17 protein-coding genes are annotated in these 18698 nt (G+C 59.0%); 12 read left to right on the top strand and 5 right to left on the bottom strand.

From position 1 onward, the window contains the following. Nucleotides 1–81: 81 nt before the first annotated feature. Nucleotides 82–729 (top strand): DTW domain-containing protein, encoded by a 648-nt coding sequence (locus AAAB16_RS03385; RefSeq protein WP_340662063.1) that lies wholly within the window; start codon nucleotides 82–84, stop codon nucleotides 727–729. Between the two features lie 238 nt (nucleotides 730–967). On the opposite strand, the gene AAAB16_RS03380 is transcribed toward AAAB16_RS03385, so the two are convergent. Together AAAB16_RS03380 and gap are read right to left on the bottom strand one after the other, a co-directional pair. Next, nucleotides 968–1432, bottom strand: a complete 465-nt coding sequence (locus AAAB16_RS03380) for a methylglyoxal synthase (RefSeq protein ID WP_340662062.1) — start codon at nucleotides 1430–1432, stop codon at nucleotides 968–970. Further along, the gene (gene gap, locus AAAB16_RS03375) at nucleotides 1429–2430 is read right to left on the bottom strand and encodes a type I glyceraldehyde-3-phosphate dehydrogenase (RefSeq protein ID WP_340662061.1); all 1002 of its coding nucleotides are present in this window, start codon (nucleotides 2428–2430) and stop codon (nucleotides 1429–1431) included. Before gap ends, AAAB16_RS03380 begins: the two co-directional genes overlap by 4 nt. Before the next feature lie 126 nt (nucleotides 2431–2556). Here gap and edd point away from each other — a divergent pair, with 126 nt between their 5' ends. From edd to AAAB16_RS03355, 4 genes are all read left to right on the top strand, one after another. Continuing rightward, a complete protein-coding gene (edd, locus tag AAAB16_RS03370) occupies nucleotides 2557–4380 on the top strand; it encodes a phosphogluconate dehydratase (protein WP_340662060.1) in 1824 nt (607 codons plus the stop codon). Beyond that, the gene (locus tag AAAB16_RS03365) at nucleotides 4377–5378 is read left to right on the top strand and encodes a glucokinase (protein ID WP_340662059.1); all 1002 of its coding nucleotides are present in this window, start codon (nucleotides 4377–4379) and stop codon (nucleotides 5376–5378) included. The genes edd and AAAB16_RS03365 overlap by 4 nt, the downstream gene beginning before the upstream one ends. A 63-nt stretch (nucleotides 5379–5441) precedes the next feature. Continuing rightward, complete coding sequence (locus tag AAAB16_RS03360) at nucleotides 5442–6173, top strand: response regulator transcription factor (protein WP_340662058.1); 732 nt, start codon at nucleotides 5442–5444, stop codon at nucleotides 6171–6173. Beyond that, nucleotides 6163–7656: an ATP-binding protein gene (locus AAAB16_RS03355; RefSeq protein WP_340662057.1), complete on the top strand. Its 1494-nt coding sequence runs from the start codon at nucleotides 6163–6165 to the stop codon at nucleotides 7654–7656. Before AAAB16_RS03360 ends, AAAB16_RS03355 begins: the two co-directional genes overlap by 11 nt. A 116-nt stretch (nucleotides 7657–7772) precedes the next feature. On the opposite strand, the gene AAAB16_RS03350 is transcribed toward AAAB16_RS03355, so the two are convergent. Then, the gene (locus tag AAAB16_RS03350) at nucleotides 7773–8198 is read right to left on the bottom strand and encodes a hypothetical protein (RefSeq protein WP_340662056.1); all 426 of its coding nucleotides are present in this window, start codon (nucleotides 8196–8198) and stop codon (nucleotides 7773–7775) included. Beyond that, entirely contained in the window at nucleotides 8185–8712 is a 528-nt protein-coding gene (locus AAAB16_RS03345) for a filamentous hemagglutinin N-terminal domain-containing protein (RefSeq protein ID WP_340662055.1), read from the bottom strand. Before AAAB16_RS03345 ends, AAAB16_RS03350 begins: the two co-directional genes overlap by 14 nt. A 283-nt stretch (nucleotides 8713–8995) precedes the next feature. Between AAAB16_RS03345 and AAAB16_RS03340 the strand changes: the two genes are divergently transcribed. From AAAB16_RS03340 to AAAB16_RS03310, 7 genes are all read left to right on the top strand, one after another. Then, complete coding sequence (locus tag AAAB16_RS03340; protein ID WP_340662054.1) at nucleotides 8996–10264, top strand: AGE family epimerase/isomerase; 1269 nt, start codon at nucleotides 8996–8998, stop codon at nucleotides 10262–10264. 115 nt (nucleotides 10265–10379) lie between these two features. Continuing rightward, entirely contained in the window at nucleotides 10380–11672 is a 1293-nt protein-coding gene (locus AAAB16_RS03335; protein ID WP_340662053.1) for an ABC transporter substrate-binding protein, read from the top strand. A gap of 111 nt (nucleotides 11673–11783) precedes the next feature. After that, entirely contained in the window at nucleotides 11784–12695 is a 912-nt protein-coding gene (locus AAAB16_RS03330) for a carbohydrate ABC transporter permease (protein ID WP_110617776.1), read from the top strand. Between the two features lie 19 nt (nucleotides 12696–12714). Further along, complete coding sequence (locus AAAB16_RS03325; protein WP_110617899.1) at nucleotides 12715–13560, top strand: carbohydrate ABC transporter permease; 846 nt, start codon at nucleotides 12715–12717, stop codon at nucleotides 13558–13560. A 3-nt stretch (nucleotides 13561–13563) separates the two neighbouring features. Further along, on the top strand, nucleotides 13564–14721 hold the full coding sequence (locus tag AAAB16_RS03320; RefSeq protein ID WP_340662052.1) for a sn-glycerol-3-phosphate ABC transporter ATP-binding protein UgpC: 1158 nt from the start codon (nucleotides 13564–13566) through the stop codon (nucleotides 14719–14721). A gap of 498 nt (nucleotides 14722–15219) precedes the next feature. After that, nucleotides 15220–16440, top strand: a complete 1221-nt coding sequence (locus AAAB16_RS03315; protein ID WP_340662064.1) for a carbohydrate porin — start codon at nucleotides 15220–15222, stop codon at nucleotides 16438–16440. Nucleotides 16441–16464: 24 nt separating this feature from the next. Then, nucleotides 16465–17373, top strand: coding sequence for a D-hexose-6-phosphate mutarotase (locus AAAB16_RS03310; protein WP_340662051.1), 909 nt, complete (start codon nucleotides 16465–16467; stop codon nucleotides 17371–17373). A 206-nt stretch (nucleotides 17374–17579) separates the two neighbouring features. Here AAAB16_RS03310 and AAAB16_RS03305 read toward each other — a convergent pair whose 3' ends face one another. After that, complete coding sequence (locus AAAB16_RS03305) at nucleotides 17580–18440, bottom strand: MurR/RpiR family transcriptional regulator (RefSeq protein WP_177411386.1); 861 nt, start codon at nucleotides 18438–18440, stop codon at nucleotides 17580–17582. Nucleotides 18441–18698 lie beyond the last annotated feature (258 nt).

Genomic DNA, 18698 nt, shown 5'->3' with positions numbered 1-18698 from the left:
GCATTGGTGCGCACAGCACACCCTACGGATTAGGCATGGAAACCCGATTGCTGGCAGACTTGCGCGCTCAAGGAGCCCCGCATGTCCCGCCCGCTATGCCGCCGTTGTTGCCGCCCGCTCAGCCATTGCTTATGCGCGCTGATTCCCAGCCTGGACAGCCGCACCCGCGTGTTGATTCTGCAGCACCCCAGTGAAGTCAAACATGCCTTGAACACTGCGCGCTTGGCCGCTCTTGGCTTGGTCAATGCTGAGCTATGCGTGGGCGAAGTGTTCGCGGAATTGCAGGGCTGGCTTGAGCGCCCCGGCTACCAGAGCTGCCTGCTGTTTCCAGGTGAGGGCGCGCAGCCGTTGGCGTCACTGCCGAGTGATATGCCGCTGCAATTGGTGGTGCCGGATGGCACCTGGCGCAAGGCCGCTAAGTTGCTGCATATGAACCCGCTACTGGCAACCTTGCCACGGGTGACGCTGGCCGAAGGCGGCGTGTCGCGCTACCGCTTGCGCAAAGCGCCGATGGCGGGCGCGTTGTCGACCATTGAAGCCATTGTGCAGGCGCTCGACAGCCTCGAAGCGCCGCGCCAATTCGGTGAATTGCTGCGACCGTTTGAGGCGTTGATTGAGGGGCAGATTGCGGCGATGGGGGAGGACGTGTTTAAGCGCAATCATGCTGTGGGTCCGGCGCGCCATTGCGATGAGGCCGACAAATCTGCATTCCCGCCTGCGCGGGAATGACGGAGATCTCAATCTTGCTTCCCGTTATTCCTGCGCAGGCGCAACTCTGGATTGCTCAAGCGAGCGCGGTTGTCAGCGGCATTCTGGGTCCTCGCCTGCGCGGGGACGACGGGGAGTATTCATGCCGCACCGTCATTCCGTTTAGGCGGGGATGACCGAGACCTTCCTTACACCCCCGTCATTCCCGCGTAGGCGGGAATCCAGGCTGCAGGGCAGACGTCGGAAACCGTTTTTCCGGTTAGCTTCTGGCCGCGAGATAACTCGCGTAATCCGGCACCCGATGGGCATGTTCTTGCTGCAACAACGGGCTGCTGAGCAGGTAATCGGCACTGCTTTCGTTGCAGGCCACGGGAATGTTCCATACCGCTGCTACCCGCAGCAGTGCTTTGATATCCGGGTCGTGGGGTTGCTGTTCAAACGGGTCCCAAAAGAACACCAGTAGATCGACCCGGCGTTCGGCGATGCGCGCGCCGATTTGTTGGTCGCCGCCCAAGGGACCGCTGATCATGCTTTCCACTGGCAGTTTCAACCGCCGCGTCAGCAGCAAGCCGGTGGTGCCGGTGGCGATCAGTTCATGCTGGGCTAAGCGCTCGCGGTGGCGTTCGCTCCAGTCGAGCAAAAACTCTTTGCAGTGATCGTGCGCCACCAAGGCAATACGTTTGCGCGCCGGTAACTGCGCGCTGGTAAACGGCACTCGGCTCACGGCGCATCCCGCAGGGCCAAGGCGTTGTCGAGCATGCGGTTGGAGAACCCCCATTCGTTGTCGTACCAGGCCAATACCTTGAGCAGCTTGCCGTTGGTTTTGGTGTGGTTGGCGTCGAAGATGGAGGAGAGCGGGTTGTGGTTGAAGTCATGGGACACCAACGGCAAGGCGTTGTAGCCCAGAATCGGCGACTGGCTGCTGGCGGACAGCATGAGCGCATTGACCGTTTCCGCGCTGACCGCTTGTTTTAGTTCTAGGGTTAAATCCACCAACGACACGTTGATCACCGGCACCCGCACGGCCATGCCGGTGAGCTTGCCCGCCAGTTCCGGCAACACCAGGCCCACGGCTTCGGCGGCGCCGGTTTTGGTCGGGATCATCGATTGTGTGGCCGAGCGCGCGCGGTACGGGTCGCTGTGGTAGACGTCAGAAAGATTCTGATCGTTGGTGTAGGCGTGAATGGTGGTCATCAAGCCGTTTTCGATGCCCAGTTCACGGTGCAGCACCTGGGCAATCGGCGCCAGGCAGTTGGTAGTGCAGGAGGCGCTGGAAATCACTTGGTGGGATTGGCGCAGTACATCGTGGTTAACGCCGTAGACGATGGTGGCATCGGCGCCTTTGGCCGGGGCGGAGATAATCACCTTCTTGGCGCCGGCAGAGAGATGCGCCGCAGCTTTATCGCGGTCAGTAAACAGGCCGGTGCACTCGAACACGATGTCGATTTGCTGCTCGTGCCAGGGCAGGTCGGCGGGGTTACGCACAGCGGTCACGGTAATGCGGTCACCGTTAACCAGCAGCGCGTCCGATTGCGCCTCAACCGTGCCGTCAAAAATGCCGTGCACGCTGTCGTACTTCAACAGGTGGGCATTGATGGCGCTGTCGCCGAGGTCGTTGATGGCGACCACCTGAATTTGCTGGCGGTAGTCCTGGGTGTACAGGGCGCGCAGAATGTTGCGGCCGATGCGGCCAAAGCCGTTGATTGCGATACGCAGTGTCATGGAATCACCGAATCTGGTTTTTGTTGTTGGAATTACAAGATTATGCTCGGTAATATAAAAAACCAAGCCGATATTCCGATGAAATTTTGTTTTATATAAAAATTACGCCTTGCTGGAGCCGATGATATGCATCCCCGTGTCGTAGAAGTTACAGAGCGTTTGATTGCCCGCAGCCGCGCCACCCGTGAGCATTATCTGAAGATGATTCATGCGGCGGCCTCCGATGGTCCGGCCCGCGCCAAGCATCAATGCGCCAACTTTGCCCACGGCGTTGCCGCCTGTAGCGGCGAAGACAAACAGCGCCTGCGGCTGATGGATTCAGCCAACGTGGCGATTATTTCCGCCTACAACGACATGCTTTCTGCCCACCAGCCGTACGAGCATTACCCCGATCAAATCAAACAAGCCCTACGGGACATTGGCTCGGTTGGCCAATTTGCCGGTGGCGTACCGGCCATGTGTGACGGCGTTACCCAGGGTGAGCCGGGCATGGAAATTGGTATCGCCAGCCGCGAAACCATCGCCATGTCTACCGCCGTGGCGCTCTCGCACAATATGTTCGACGCCGCGTTGTGCTTAGGTATCTGCGACAAAATCGTGCCGGGCCTGATGATGGGCGCCCTGCGTTTTGGTCACCTGCCGATCTTGTTTGTACCGGGTGGGCCGATGACCACCGGCTCGTCCAACAAGGAAAAAGCCGAAGTCCGCCAGCGCTACGCCGAAGGCAAAGCCACCCGCGACGAATTGCTTGAATCGGAAATGAAGGCCTACCACGGCCCCGGCACCTGCACCTTTTACGGCACCGCCAATACCAACCAGTTGTTGATGGAAGTGATGGGCCTGCACCTGCCGGGCGCCTCGTTTGTTAACCCGTACACGCCACTGCGCGATGCCCTGACCCGCGAAGCCGCGCAGCAAGTCACCCGCCTTACCCAGCAGTCCGGCAACCTGGTGATGCTCGGTGAGTTGGTGGATGAGAAGGTGCTGGTCAACTCCATCGTTGCCTTGCATGCCACCGGCGGTTCCAGCAACCACACCCTGCATATGCCGGCCATTGCCCGCTCCGCTGGCATTCTGCTGACCTGGCAGGACATGGCTGACCTTTCGGAAGTGGTGCCGACCATGGCCCACGTTTACCCCAACGGAAAATCGGACATCAACCATTTCCAGGCCGCTGGCGGCATGGCCTTCCTTATTCGCGAACTGCTTGATGGCGGCTTGCTGCATGAAGATGTTCACACCGTGGTCGGCAAAGGCCTGCGCCGTTACACCCAGGAGCCGTTTCTCGATGACGGCAAATTGGTCTGGCGTGATGGCCCGAGCAAAAGCCTCGACGAAAGTATTCTGCGCCCGCTGGCCAACCCGTTCTCGCCAGAGGGCGGCCTGCGCGTGATGGATGGCAACCTCGGGCGCGGCGTGATGAAGGTTTCTGCTGTGGCCTTGGAACACCAGATTGTTGAAGCGCCCGCGCGGGTGTTCCACGACCAGCAAGAGCTGGCCGATGCCTTTCAGGCCGGCGAGTTGGAGAGGGACTTTGTGGCTGTGGTGCGTTTCCAGGGCCCGCGCAGCAACGGCATGCCCGAGTTGCACAAAATGACCCCGTACCTCGGCGTATTGCAGGACCGTGGTTTTAAAGTGGCGCTGGTCACCGATGGCCGTATGTCGGGCGCCTCGGGTAAGATCCCGGCCGCCATTCATGTCTGCCCGGAAGCCTTCGACGGCGGCCCGCTGGCGCGCGTGCGCGATGGCGATATCGTGCGTGTTGATGGAACCAAGGGCGAGCTTAAGGTTCTGGTAGAGGCGGCGGAATTGGCCGCGCGGGAAAACGCCCAGGGCCTGCCTGTTGCCTTTGGCACCGGGCGTGAATTGTTTGCCTTTATGCGCGCCTCGTTCAGCACTGCCGAGCAGGGAGCGAGCGCCTTTACTAGCAGTTTGGAAGGGTTGAAATGAAGTTAGCCTTGGTTGGCGATATCGGCGGCACCAACGCGCGTTTTGCGCTGTGGCGCGATAACGGATTGGAGTCGGTGCAGGTGCTAGCCACGGCGGATTATCCCGGCGTTGAGCAAGCCATTCTGGCCTACCTCGCCGGCCTCGGCTTGGCGCCCGGTGCGATTCATGCGGTGTGCCTGGCCTGTGCCGGTCCGGTGAGCGGCGATTTGTTTGTTTTCACCAACAACCACTGGCGCTTGAGCCGCTCGGCCTTCTGCCGCGACTTGCAGGTGGACGAGTTGCTGCTGATCAACGACTTCTCGGCCATGGCCTTGGGCATGACGCGCTTGCAAGACCATGAGCGCGTTGAGGTCTGCCCAGGTTCAGCCGAAGCCCATCGTCCGGCGGTGGTGGTTGGGCCGGGCACTGGCCTGGGCGTCGGCACCTTGCTGGGTGCCGCAGATGGCAGCTGGCAAGCCTTGCCGGGCGAGGGCGGGCATGTTGATTTGCCCATCGGGACACCGCGCGAAGCAGCGCTGTGGCAGCAGTTGTATCAACTCAACGGCCATATCCGCGCCGAAGATGTGTTGAGTGGCGGCGGTTTGCTGCTGCTGTATCGCGCCTTGTGCGCGCTGGATGGCCATGCCGAAACCCTGGCCTCGCCAGCCGAAATCACTACCGCCGCTTTAGCCGGTGATGAAGTGGCCATCGCCGTGATTGACCAATTCTCCAGTTGGCTCGGGCGGGTGGCCGGCAATAACGTGCTCACCCTCGGCGGGCGCGGTGGCGTGTATATCGTCGGCGGCATCGTGCCGCGCTTCACCGAGCTATTCTTGCGCAGCGGTTTTGCCCGCTGCTTCGCCGAAAAAGGCCCGATGAGCAAGTACATGGTCGATGTGCCGGTGTGGTTGGTGACCGCCGAATACCCAGGCCTGACCGGTGCCGGCGTGGCGTTGCAGCAAGTGATTGAACAGCGTCAAATCGCCGAGCAGCGCGTAGGGGTTAGAATCCCCGGCTGAACTCATCCTAAGCAGACCCATCGAAGTGCCCTCTAAACCAATAAAGAAGATAAGGAAGGCCCCTTGAGCCAGAGCGGAAAATCCATCCTGTTGGTGGATGACGATCAGGAAATTCGCGAGCTGCTGGAAGCCTACTTAAGCCGCGCCGGTTTCCATGTACGCACCGTCGGCGACGGTGCCGACTTTCGCGCCGCGCTGGGCGAGGAGAGCGCCGACCTGCTGATTCTGGATGTGATGCTGCCCGACGAAGACGGCTTTAGCCTTTGCCGTTGGGTGCGCCAACACCCGCGCCTGGCCCAAGTGCCGATCATTATGCTGACCGCCAGCTCAGACGAAGCCGATCGTGTAATCGGCCTGGAACTGGGCGCCGACGACTACCTCGGCAAACCCTTTAGCCCGCGCGAGCTGCAAGCGCGGATCAAAGCCCTGTTGCGCCGCGCCCAATTCGGCCAGGAGCGCAGCCGCGTGGAAGTGCTGGCCTTTGATGAATGGCGCCTGGATATGGTCAGCCATCGCCTGTTCCACCTCGACGGCGAAGAAGTGTTTCTGTCCGGCGCCGACTTTGCCCTGCTCAAACTGTTTCTTGACCACCCGCAGCAAATCCTCGACCGCGACACCATCGGCAACGCCACCCGTGGTCGCGAACCGATGCCGCTCGACCGTATTGTCGATATGGCCGTCAGCCGTTTGCGCCAGCGTTTGCGCGACACCGGCAAAGCGCCGCGGCTGATCCGCACCGTGCGCGGCTCCGGCTATCTGCTGGCGGCCCAGGTGACGCCGCACAATGCTGTCTAGCCCGCCAGCCGCGCCCAAACCCTGGTACCAGCGCTGGTTTGGTTGGGTGCCGGTGCCGCGCTCATTGCTCGGGCGCATGTTGCTCCTGACCTTGTTGGCGGTGCTGATGGCGCAGAGTCTTTCCAGCGTGATCTGGCTGTCGCAACTGCGTGCTACGCAGTTGGAAGGGTTGGTCACCAGTGCGCGCAGCCTGGCGCACTCCATGTCCGCCAGCGTTAGCTACTTGCGCTCTTTGCCCTTGGCCTACCGACCGCTGGTGCTCGACCAATTGCGCAGCATGGGCGGCACCCGTTTTGTCGTCACCCTCAACGACAAACCCCTGGATATGCAGGTGCTGCCGCCCACACCGCGCAAAACCGCAGTACTCGAAGCTGTGCACGACGTGCTGCGCGAAGCCATGGGTAGTAACGTCGACATTCTGGTGACCTTTGTTGCCCCCGACGACCTGCGCATCTTTAACGGCGGCCTCAAGCTGGAAGAACTGCCGCGCTCCTGGGCCCACTACGCACTGACCCTGGAGCCGGTGAAACCGCCGGTACTGGTTACGCAAATTCAAATGGCCCCGGGCGAATGGCTGTATATCGCCTCGCTGTTGCCCGAGCCCTACACCAGCCTGGAAGAAGAGGGGCTACCGGCGCAGCAGGTGTGGTTCATCATTCTCACCAGCGGCTTTCTGCTGTTCTTTATTGGCGTGCTGGTGCACTGGCAAAGCCGGCCGCTCAAGCGCTTGGCGCGGGCGGCGCGAGATATGTCGCTGGGGGCTGCCGAGGTGCGCCCGGTGGCGGAGGGCGGTGGTAGCGAAGTGGTGGAAGTAGGGCGGGCGTTTAACGCCATGCGTGAGCGCATCAGCCGCTACCTGATTGAACGCAGCCAATTGTTTAGCGCCATTTCCCACGACCTGCGCACACCGATCACGCGTTTGCGTTTACGTGTGGAGCTGCTGGAAGACGAAAAAGTCCAAGCCAAATTCGGCCGCGACCTGGATGACCTGGAGATGCTGGTCAAAGGCGCCTTGCAGTGTGTGAAAGACACCGACATTCACGAAAACATCGAGCCGGTAGACCTTAACCTGGCGCTCGATTGCCTGATCGAACCGTACCTGCCACCGCAAGGGAATGGGCGGGTTAGCCTGGATGGCCGAGCACTGGCGGCCTATCCCGGCAAGCCACTGGCGTTGCGGCGCTGCATGGGTAACCTGATCGACAATGCCCTCAAATACGGCAACAAAGCGCATCTGCATATCGAAGACAACGACACGGCGTTTGTCCTGCATGTCGATGACGAAGGCCCGGGGGTTCCAGAGCAGCGGTTGGAACAGGTGTTCGAGCCGCACTTTCGCTTGGCAGGCAAGCAGCAGGGATATGGCTTGGGGTTGGGGATTGCACGCAATATTGCCCATAGCCATGGGGGTGAGGTGACTTTGCAGAATCTGCGCGAAGGTGGGTTGCGAGTGACGCTTTATCTACCCAGACCTGTGGACTAGCAGTCACACATCTCGTGAGACCTGCGTCATTTTCTCAGCGTTATCGTCACGCAGTAAAAAGCCCGCCGAGCGGGCTTTTTACTGCGTATTCACGCCTCAGTCCTTGAGTCCTCGCGTCAAAGCTCGCCGTCCCACAACTCCAGTAAATGCGGTGGCAGGAGGGGGAGACCATCAATCACCGGGACCCGGGAGTTGATATACGCCCGATGGCTTTCCGGCGAATTGAGTTCGGGTTTATTTTCACTCCTGGCCTTGCTCGGCAGATGGGACCCTACCTCGTAGTGACCGGACTTGTTGGTCCACACCGCGATGTTGGAGCTGTCGTCAAACATGATTTCGCCAGCCAGTAATACCGGCTTGCCACGTGTTATCGACGTATGACCGTAGCGGGGATCTTCGTTTTTATTAATGAAAACAGTCCTCGGATCACTCGCTAACACAGCGAAGTCGTACCACCCGGTCAATTTGTTTACCCCCTTGATTACGCTGGCATCAATGCCAGAGGCAATTGGTGATTTCCCCAGCGACTCACCGGTTGGCAATCAGCAGATCGGCCTTGTCGCCAAACACTTCCAAGGTGCCGGCAAGCGAGCTGGGTTTGTTGCCGGTAACTTCAGTCAAAATCGCCGTGGCGGTGCGCTGCAAGTTGGGGTTAAGCAACACCGCGCCGCCCAGTTGGCTAACGCCGTTAACGCGGCTGTTGTTGTAGATAACGCCGGGCTGTTGCACATCGAATTCGCTGAAACGGTTGTGGGAAAGGCCCTTGGCATTGGGGTTAGCGATCTCGATAACCGGCACGCCGTTGCCAGCGCTAATGACGTGGGTGCTACCCGCGGGCGTTGTTGGGTCAACCAGAATGTCCGCCGCCGCCCAGCCCGGCACGCCGGCCAATAGCAATGACAACACCAGGCGCTTGAGCGACCACGCAGGCGGATTGGCAATAGGGCTGTGCCCTTGTTGTTGCCCAGGCTTGCGCTGAGCACAGGTAGTTTCCGCGACGGGAATAAGGAAGCCAAGCGGCTTGCTAAATATCAGGCGGAAACAGCGCTTATTCATGACCGACTCGAATTGAGGAATTATCGGTCTAGGTTAAAAAAAGCCTGCTTTCACGGCTGTAGGATCGCTCAGAAGAAAACAGTGACGTTCGCGATGACACGGCTAGGATCGCTCCGCCGCCCCCTGTAAACAGCTGCAAAGGGCTCTAGCCAGCAGGTTTGTCACAACCTAGTGACACTTTTCTGGAAACCGAATGCCGCTTTCCCACTCTGACGCTGGGTAAAATTCGCCGCATTCACAAGAACGCCGTACGAACAAAAATAATGTTGAACAAGGACCGCTCATGACCGGCGATACCACCCCTTTCTCATTCGGCAGCTGGCTTCACGCTCCCGTTCACCAGCAATGGCTACAAACCGAAGGCTTGCGTCTGTTGTCCTTTGCCAAGGCCTCGAAAGTGCCGCAAGGCTTTGCCAACCTCGATGCCAGCGGCCGACTGCAAGCCGATGCCATTGCCGAAACCATGAACACCACCCGTATGACCCACAGCTTTGCCATGGCGCATGTGCAAGGCATTCCCGGTTGCCTGGAGCTGGTTGAGCACGGCGTGGCGGCATTACTTGGCCCATTACGCGACGCCGAGCACGGTGGCTGGTACGCAGTGGCCGAGCACCGCGATGGCAACACCGGTAAAGCCGCTTACCTGCATGCGTTTGTTGCTTTGGCCGCCAGCTCCGCAGTGCAAGCCGGTGCTACTAACGCCCAAGAGTTACTGGCGCAAGCGACGCAGATCATCGACCAGCATTTCTGGAATGAAGAGGAGGGCGCCTTACGCGAGTCCTTCTCGCGCGATTGGAGCGAAGAAGAACGTTATCGCGGCGCCAACAGCAATATGCATGGCACCGAAGCGTTCCTCGCCCTCGCGGATGCCACAGGCGACAGCCGTTGGCTGGAGCGCGCGCTGCAGATTGTCGAGCGCCTGATCCATGGCCACGCGGCGGCTAACGACTTCGCCGTCATCGAGCATTTCGACCGTCAGTGGCAGCCGCAACTCGATTACAACGCCGACAATCCGGCCGATGGTTTCCGCCCCTATGGCACCACGCCGGGCCACGCGTTCGAGTGGGCACGCCTGGTGTTGCACTTGGAAGCCGCTTTGCAGCGCGCCGGGTTTGCCGCGCCCGATTGGTTGCTGCACGACGCCAATGGCCTGTTCGACAGCGCCTGTCGTTATGCCTGGAATGTCGATGGCGCGCCGGGTTTGGTCTACACCCTCGATTGGCAAAACCAACCCGTAGTGCGCGCCCGTTTGCATTGGGTACACGCCGAGGCCAGTGCCACGGCTGCGGCGCTTCTTAAGCGCACCGGGGCGCAACGCTACGAGGTCTGGTACCGGCGCTTCTGGGATTTTATCGAGCGTCACTTTATGGATTACGTGCAGGGCAGTTGGCATCACGAGTTGGATACCGACAACAAACCTGCCGCCAGTATTTGGGCTGGCAAGCCCGATCTGTACCACGCCTATCAAGCCGTGCTACTGCCGCAAGTGCCCTTGGCGCCTAGCCTCACGGCTGCGCTGGTCGAGCTTTCTACATCGTCACCGGCTATGTAACCGGCCAGTGACATTTACGCATCCCTTCGTTACTTCACGAGGTGGTTTGCATGATTAGAATCCGTGCAACGCAAGCTTCCGACTTGCTTGTATAACAACAAAAAAAGGTAACCAGATGAACGCGATTAATCGTCTCGCCGCTGTTATTTCCCTCGCCTCGTTGTTCCCTCTTAGCGCCCTAGCCGCCGACGCCCCTGCAGAGTCCAAAGGCACTGTAGAAGTAGTGCATTGGTGGACGTCTGGTGGTGAAGCAAAAGCCATCGATGTGCTGCGCAAGTTGGTTGAGAAAGACGGCTACACCTGGAAAGACAGCGCCGTAGCCGGTGGCGGTGGTGCCGCTGCCATGACCGTACTGAAAACCCGCGCCGTGTCTGGCAACCCGCCATCGGCCGCACAGATCAAAGGCCCTGACCTGCAAGATTGGGGCGCCCTCGGTTTGCTCACTGACCTGGACGATGTGTCCAAGGCCAATAACTGGGACAAGCTGCTGTCCAAAACCGTTGCCAACACCATGAAGTACGACGATCACTATGTCGCCGTACCGGTGAACATTCACCGTGTGAACTGGCTGTGGGTCAACCCGGTTGCCATGAAAAAGGCCGGCGTTGAAAAGGCCCCGACTACCCTCGACGAATTGTTCGCTGCTGCCGAGAAATTCAAGGCTGCCGGCCTGATTCCGTTGGCTCACGGTGGCCAGCCATGGCAGGACAGCACCGTGTTTGAAGACCTGGTGCTGAGCATCATGGGCGCTGACGGCTACACCAAAGCCTTTATCGAGCAAGACCAAGACACCCTCACCAGCGCGAAAATGACCGAAGTGTTCAAGGCCCTGAAAAAACTTCAAGGTTACATGGACCCGGACGGCACTGGCCAAGACTGGAACCTGGAAGCAGCCAAGGTCATCAACGGCAAAGCCGGTATGCAGATCATGGGTGACTGGGCCAAGAGCGAGTGGAGCGCGGCAGGCAAAAAAGCCGGCACCGACTTCGAGTGTGTTCCGTTCCCAGGTACCCAAGGCAGCTTCACCTACAACATCGACTCGCTGGCCATGTTCAAGCTCTCGGCGAAGAACAACACGCCAGGCAATATCGCGGCGCAGAACGAAGTGGCCAAGATCATTCTCGAGCCTGAGTTCCAGTACGTGTTCAACCAGAACAAAGGTTCGATCCCGGTGCGTGATGACCTGGATATGACCAAGTTCGACAGCTGTGGCCAAGCCGCTATGGCCGACTTCAAAGCCGCCGACAAGGCCGGCACCTTGAAGCCAAGTATGGCCCACAACATGGCGACTTCCCTGGCGGTACAAGGGGCGATCTTCGACGTGGTCACCAACTTTATGAGCGACAAAAACGCTGACCCAGCCAAGGCTGGCGCGCAGATGGCTTCGGCTATCAAGGCTGCTCTGTAACGTTCGCCGCCGCCGGTTTGCCGGCGGCTTTTTACTACTCGAAACCCTGCCAACGACAGCGGCTCACGCAGCTGTCGCTGGGAGTGTTTGGGCCGAAATTTCTCTTTATGACTGAGGTGCACCGTGGCGGTAATTAACAAAGCCTCACCTTTCGACGCATTGCAGCGCTGGCTACCGAAGTTGGTGGTAGCGCCGAGCATGCTGTTGATTCTGGTGGGCTTCTACGGATACATCCTCTGGACGTTCATCCTTTCCTTCACCAATTCCAGCTTTATGCCGAGCTACAAGTGGGTCGGCGTGCAGCAATACGTGCGTCTGCTGGATAACGATCGCTGGTGGGTCGCCAGTAAAAATCTGGTGTTGTTCGGTGGCATGTTTATCGGCATCAGCCTGGTGTTGGGGGTGTTTCTCGCGGTGCTGCTGGATCAGCGCATTCGCAAGGAAGGCTTTATCCGCACCATCTATTTGTACCCGATGGCGCTGTCGATGATCGTCACCGGTACGGCCTGGAAATGGTTGCTTAACCCGGGCCTGGGCTTGGACAAAATGCTGCGCGACTGGGGCTGGGAAGGCTTTCGCCTGGACTGGCTGGTGGATCAGGAGCGCGTGGTTTATTGCTTGGTGATCGCCGCTGTGTGGCAAGCCTCAGGGTTTGTTATGGCGATGTTTTTGGCTGGTCTGCGCGGTGTGGATCAGTCGATTATCCGCGCCGCTCAAGTCGACGGCGCCAGCCTGCCGACCATCTACCTGCGCATCGTGCTGCCAAGCCTGCGCCCGGTGTTTTTCAGCGCCTTTATGATCCTCGCGCATATCTCGATCAAGAGCTTCGACCTGGTGGCGGCAATGACCGCAGGCGGTCCTGGTTACTCCTCGGATTTGCCGGCGATGTTTATGTATTCGTTCACCTTCAGCCGCGGCCAGATGGGCATCGGTTCAGCCAGCGCCATGCTGATGCTGGGCGCGATCCTGACCATTCTGGTGCCGTACCTGTATTCCGAGCTGCGGACTAAACGCCATGAGTAATTCAATCGCCACCCCAGCCATGGCTCGGCCCTACGCCAAGTCTTCGTTCAGCCTTAGCCGCATCGCCATTTACCTGACGTTGTTTGGCGCCGCCGCGGTGTACCTGATTCCGTTGGTGGTCATGCTGCTGACCAGCTTTAAAAGCCCGGACGACATTCGCACCGGCAACCTGTTGAGTTGGCCGCAAGTGGTCGATGGCATTGGCTGGATCAAGGCCTGGGACATCGTCGGCGGCTACTTCTGGAACTCGGTGAAAATCACCGTGCCAGCGGTGCTGATTTCCACCTTTATCGGTGCCATGAACGGCTACGTACTGTCGATGTGGCGCTTCCGTGGCTCGCAGTTGTTCTTTGGCCTGTTGCTGTTCGGTTGCTTCCTGCCGTTCCAGACCGTGCTGCTGCCAGCCTCGTTCACCCTGGGCAAATTCGGTTTGGCCAACACCACCGCCGGTTTGGTGCTGATCCACGTGGTGTACGGCATGGCCTTTACCACGCTGTTCTTCCGTAACTATTACGTGGCCATTCCGGATGCATTGGTGAAGGCAGCGCGCCTGGATGGCGCCGGCTTTTTCACCATCTTTGGGCGGATTCTGCTGCCCATGTCGGTGCCGATCATCATGGTTTGCCTGATCTGGCAATTCACTCAGATCTGGAACGACTTCCTCTTTGGGGTGGTGTTCGCCAGCGGCGATGCACAACCGATCACGGTGGCCCTCAACAACCTGGTGAACACCAGCACCGGGGCCAAGGAATACAACGTAGATATGGCGGCGGCGATGATCGCCGGGCTGCCAACGCTGCTGGTTTACATCGTTGCGGGTAAGTATTTCCTGCGTGGGCTCACGGCCGGCGCGGTCAAGGGGTAAAACATGGCAACTCTCGAACTTAAAAACGTTAAAAAGACTTACGGCGCTGGCCTGCCCGATACCCTCAAAGACATCGAGCTGAAGATCGATTCAGGCGAGTTTTTGATTTTGGTGGGCCCGTCCGGTTGCGGTAAATCGACCCTGATGAACTGCATCGCCGGCCTGGAAAATATCACTGGCGGCGAGATCCTGGTGGACGGTGCCGACATCAGTGGCATGAGTCCGAAAGACCGCGACATTGCCATGGTGTTTCAGAGCTACGCGCTGTACCCCACCATGAACGTGCGCGAGAACATCGCCTTTGGTTTGAAGATGCGCAAAATGGCCCCGGCGGCCATTGAAGAAGAAGTGTCGCGCGTCGCCAAACTGCTGCAAATCGAACACCTGCTGAGCCGCAAACCGGGGCAGCTTTCCGGTGGTCAGCAACAGCGTGTGGCCATGGGTCGTGCCCTGGCGCGGCGGCCAAAGATTTATCTGTTTGACGAGCCGCTGTCTAACCTCGACGCCAAGCTGCGGGTAGAGATGCGGACCGAAATCAAGCTGATGCACCAGCGCCTGAAAACCACCACCGTGTACGTGACCCACGACCAGATCGAAGCCATGACCCTGGGCGACAAAGTGGCGGTGATGAAGGATGGCGTGGTGCAGCAATTCGGCACCCCGCAACAGATCTACAACGACCCGGCCAACCTGTTTGTGGCGAGCTTTATTGGTTCGCCGCCGATGAACTTTATTCCCCTGCGCCTGCAACGCCGCGACGGCCGTTTGCTGGCACTGCTGGACTCCGGCCAGGCGCGCTGCGAACTGCCGCTGGCCATGCAGGACGAAGGCCTGGAAAACCGCGAAGTGATCCTGGGTATTCGCCCGGAGCAAATCACCTTGGCCTCCGGCGGCTCCAACCTGCCGAGCATCCTTAGCGAAGTGGAAGTCATCGAGCCCACCGGCCCGGACACTCTGGTGTTCGTCAACCTCAACCAAACCAAGGTGTGCTGCCGCTTGGCGCCGGATATGGCGCCGAAGGTGGGCGAGACCCTGGAGCTGCAATTTGATCCGGACAAAGTCCTGCTGTTCGACGCCAAAAGCGGAGAGCGCCTGGGGCTGTTGGGAAAGTCGCAGCCTGCTGAACGGGCAGGCACGGTAACGCGTTTGATGCCTCGCTGAGAGTGCTTTTCCCACTCAGTTAGGTGGCAAGAAACCCAACAGAAATTGTTGGCTGGCAGTACTCCATAAAGGTGGTTTTTACAGCTGTGGCGCGCGGCACTCTTTGGCTCGCGCCCGGCTGCTTTTTTTCACTATGCAGGCCATTGCGATGGCTTTTGTATCAGTGCGAGTGAAGGAAAGTACAAGTCAGTAAATTTTGTTATTTGTACGAATATAAAAGCTTGATTGCGGTTTTTTTTAGGGGTATTTCTTTGCGGCTTTTGATAAAGCAACAATAAAAAATTCCTGTACAGGCCAAGCTCTTCACCTTGTAGTTGCTCGCCAATTTGGCTGGCAAAGGGGCTGTGAAAGCAGGCGGAACTGGCCGAAAGGCCAGGCGAAAAAATGCGGTGGAGCAACCGCAAAAGCAGCAACTGGCGGAGGCGGTTTTAGTACGTCCTCGTTTGAGTTATCCAAAGAGAAACAACAATAAAAATAGGTGAAGTGGATATGAACACAATGAAGAAAGGTCTCTGGGCACTGCCGTGCGCCCTGGCAATGTTCCCCTGGTCTGCCCAGGCCTTGGAGTTCAGCGGTTACACCCGTAACGGTATTGGCACGTCGGTAAACAGTTCCGGCCAGCAGTGCTTCCAACTGCAGGGCGCCAAGTCCAAATATCGTCTGGGTAACGAATGCGAGCAGTACACCGAATTGGATCTGCGCCAGGATCTGTTCAAGCTCGATGACGGTTCGGTGTTGAGCGTTGAGGGCATGGCCCAGCTCTACAACCAATACGACAAAACCCCGAAATACACCGGCGACTACGGCTTCGCACGGATGAACCAGATGTACGCCGAGTGGAGCAATATGCCCGCGCTCAATGGCGGTTCGTTTTGGGCCGGTCGACGTTTCTACAAACGAAACGACATCCATATCTCCGACTTCTACTACTGGAACCAGAGCGCCACGGGCTTCGGCTTTGACGAAGTGCAGTTGGGCGATTTGAAGTACAGCTACGTGTTCTCGCGTAAAGACAACTATGACCAGAAACCGTACGTGAACCGTCATGACTTCAACGTTGACGGCTTTAACACCAACCCCAACGGCACCGTACAACTGGGCGTCAGCTACATCGACAAGCCCAGCAACAACGACGCTGAAAAACACAGCGGTTACTCGGTAACCGTGCAGCACAAACAGAAAGAATTCCTCGGCGGTGTTAACACCCTGGCCCTGCAATATGGCGTAGGTCCAGGCACCGGCCTGGGTTACACCGGCGACACCACCCTGGATAACAGCGCCAAGAACTGGCGTGTGGTGGAATTCTTCGATTGGCAAGTGACCAAGCACTTTGGTGGCCAGTTCGAAGTGGTGTACGAGAAGGACAAGCGTGAAGACGGTCAAGACCAGAACTGGCTCTCCGTCGGCGTGCGTCCGGTGTATGCGCTTACCGACACCTTCAAGTTGGTCACCGAGATTGGTCGTGACCAGGTGGAAGCTCCGGACGGCACCCGCAAGCTGACCAAGTTCACCATCGCGCCAACCTGGTCGCCAATGGGGCCGGGTTTCACCACCCGTCCTGAATTCCGCCTGTACTACACCTATGCAAGCTGGAACGAAGCGGCACAGCGTTCGGCGAGCATGGTTGCAGCGGGTTCGGCCCTGTCCGATACCGGCGCCTTTGGCACCGACCTGCACGGCTCCAACTTTGGTGCGCAAGTCGAGTACTGGTGGAAGTAATGCCTGAGCGTGGCTGTTAGGCCCATGAGCAAAACCAGGCCTTTCGTGCCGCGCCGCCAACTTGTAGCCGCCAGCGAGCCGGTGCGTTCAGAGGCCAACCCTCTGAGCGCCCTGTTGGCTGGGGCTGGCAAGCCTCTTTTCAGTTGGACGCGCCATCAGGAGCGCGACCTTTTCCTTATTAGTCACCCCACCTGCGAGGCTGTTTTCAGTCGGCAGGGCGGGCAGCTATTGCATTTCCGCCCGCGTGGCCAGCGGCCGTGGCTATGGTGCGCGGCGCGTTGGCCCAAACATGGCGCCATTCGTGGCGGTGTGCCGGTGTGCTGGCCGTGGTTTAGCCGCCACCCCACCGAAAGCGGCTGGCCTTCCCATGGCTGGGCACGGCTGAGCGATTGGGAGTTGCTGAGCAACGAAGCGGACGCCAAAGGCGTGCGCCTGCATTGGCGTTTGGACTTGTGTGAATGGCAGGTGGATTTGTTTGCCGAGCTGGGCAGTGAACTGAGCTTGCGCTTGGTGACCCAGCATCAGGACAGCGAACCCTGCCAGCTTAGCCATGCCCTACATGGGTACTGGCGCGTGGGCGATATGGCGCAGGTGGCGCTGGGTGGTCTGGAACAGGCGCAGGGTTACGACCTGCTAGCCCGTGAAGACTTCACGCAAAGCACCGACGTGCGTTTGGACAATGGCTGCCACCGCGTGTATCGGCGGGCAGGGCAGGTGCTGTTGGACGACCAGCTATGGCGACGGCGCTTCGTCATCGACACCACTGGCGGCGCTAATACCGTGGTCTGGCACCCGGGCTCGCGGCCGTTGGCGGATGTCGGCTGGCATGAGGCGCTGGGGTTTGTCTCGGTGCAGGCGGCGAGTTGTCGCGAAGATAGTGTGACGATTGGGCCGGGGGAAAAAGCAGAGCTCAGGTTGCATGTACGCACGTAGGGGACGCCGTGCGTACCAAGCGGTCTCGGCGAACACGCCATGGTGCGCACAGCACACCCTTGTCGCGATTTCCCTCCAAGCCCCCGTCGTCCCCGCGAAGGCGGGGACCCAGAATTTTGGATAGTTCGCGATATGGGTACGACGCGACATTCTGGATTCCCGCCTTCGCGGGAATGACGGTGTAAAGGGGGGGAGTTTGGTACTAGCTAGCCCGGATCATCCTCATTCGGATAGCGGCTGGCATTCAAGCTCTCTTTGATCTTGCGCAGGTGCGGTTGAAAGTCGACGCCACGGCGCAAGGTCACCCCGGTGGCCAGCACGTCCAACACGGTGAGCTGAATAATCCGCGAGGTCATGGGCATATAAATGTCGGTGTCCTCCGGCAGAGGAATATCCACGCTTAAGGTGCTGGTCTTGGCCAGCGGCGAGTTGGCGGCGGTCAGGCTAAGCACCGAGGCGCCGTTCTCGCGCGCCACGCGCGCCACTTCCACCAGTTCACGGGTGCGCCCGGTGTAGGAAATGATCACAAACAAATCGCCGGTATGCGCCACCGAGGCCAGCATGCGTTGCATCAGCACGTCGGCATGGGCGGTCACGGCGAGGTTAAAGCGGAAAAATTTATGTTGCGCGTCGAGCGCTACCGAAGCCGATGCGCCAAGGCCAAAGAAGTTGATTTGCCGCGCCTGAATCAATAGGTCCACGGCGCGGCTGATTTTCAGCGGGTCGAGCTGGCGGCAGGCGCTGTCCAGCGAAGCAATGGCGCTGCCGAAGATTTTTTGCGTATAGGCCTCGGGCACGTCATCGGCTTCCACCGCGCGGCTTACGTAGGCGGCGCCGCTGGCCAGGCTTTGCGCCAACTGCATTTTCAATTCGGGGTAGCCGCTGACGCCAAATGAGCGGCAGAAGCGGTTGACCGTAGGTTCGCTGACCTGTGCCTCCTGCGCCAGGGTGGCAATGCTGAAACGGGTGGCCTGTTGGGGGCTGCGCAAGATGGCCTCGGCCACTTTGCGTTCGGCTTTGTTTAATTCACTGAGCCGGCTTTGGATCTGCTCCAACAAGTTACGCACGCGTTCCATCTAGGTTCCTCGATGATCGGGACAGGTGTCAGCCAATGCAGCCGTTGCGCTTGAGGCGCGGGCAGGGCGGCCTATCCTAACTGTGGGGCCGTGCAAACAGCCACTGCCACGCAGTGATTACTGTGAAATGTTGTTTTGTTTACAACATTTAAGCTTGATTTAGTCCGGTTAACGCGGTATTTCTCTCAATACTTGATAAAAGAACAAATATCATGCCCGTGATCACTGCGAAACCCTGCACCCTTATCC

It is taken from the genome of Pseudomonas sp., from assembly GCF_037994325.1.
Classification (GTDB): domain Bacteria; phylum Pseudomonadota; class Gammaproteobacteria; order Pseudomonadales; family Pseudomonadaceae; genus Aquipseudomonas.
This window is presented reverse-complemented; position numbering and strand designations above follow the sequence as displayed.

What these genes read in the sequence shown, in the direction of transcription:
- AAAB16_RS03345 (WP_340662055.1), bottom strand. Translation starts at nt 8,712, where the DNA reads ATGAATAAGCGCTGTTTCCGCCTGATATTTAGCAAGCCGCTTGGCTTC.
- AAAB16_RS03320 (WP_340662052.1), top strand. Translation starts at nt 13,564, where the DNA reads ATGGCAACTCTCGAACTTAAAAACGTTAAAAAGACTTACGGCGCTGGC.
- AAAB16_RS03325 (WP_110617899.1), top strand. Translation starts at nt 12,715, where the DNA reads ATGGCTCGGCCCTACGCCAAGTCTTCGTTCAGCCTTAGCCGCATCGCC.
- AAAB16_RS03355 (WP_340662057.1), top strand. Translation starts at nt 6,163, where the DNA reads ATGCTGTCTAGCCCGCCAGCCGCGCCCAAACCCTGGTACCAGCGCTGG.
- AAAB16_RS03335 (WP_340662053.1), top strand. Translation starts at nt 10,380, where the DNA reads ATGAACGCGATTAATCGTCTCGCCGCTGTTATTTCCCTCGCCTCGTTG.
- AAAB16_RS03315 (WP_340662064.1), top strand. Translation starts at nt 15,220, where the DNA reads ATGAAGAAAGGTCTCTGGGCACTGCCGTGCGCCCTGGCAATGTTCCCC.
- gap (WP_340662061.1), bottom strand. Translation starts at nt 2,430, where the DNA reads ATGACACTGCGTATCGCAATCAACGGCTTTGGCCGCATCGGCCGCAAC.
- AAAB16_RS03365 (WP_340662059.1), top strand. Translation starts at nt 4,377, where the DNA reads ATGAAGTTAGCCTTGGTTGGCGATATCGGCGGCACCAACGCGCGTTTT.
- AAAB16_RS03385 (WP_340662063.1), top strand. Translation starts at nt 82, where the DNA reads ATGTCCCGCCCGCTATGCCGCCGTTGTTGCCGCCCGCTCAGCCATTGC.
- AAAB16_RS03340 (WP_340662054.1), top strand. Translation starts at nt 8,996, where the DNA reads ATGACCGGCGATACCACCCCTTTCTCATTCGGCAGCTGGCTTCACGCT.
- edd (WP_340662060.1), top strand. Translation starts at nt 2,557, where the DNA reads ATGCATCCCCGTGTCGTAGAAGTTACAGAGCGTTTGATTGCCCGCAGC.
- AAAB16_RS03310 (WP_340662051.1), top strand. Translation starts at nt 16,465, where the DNA reads ATGAGCAAAACCAGGCCTTTCGTGCCGCGCCGCCAACTTGTAGCCGCC.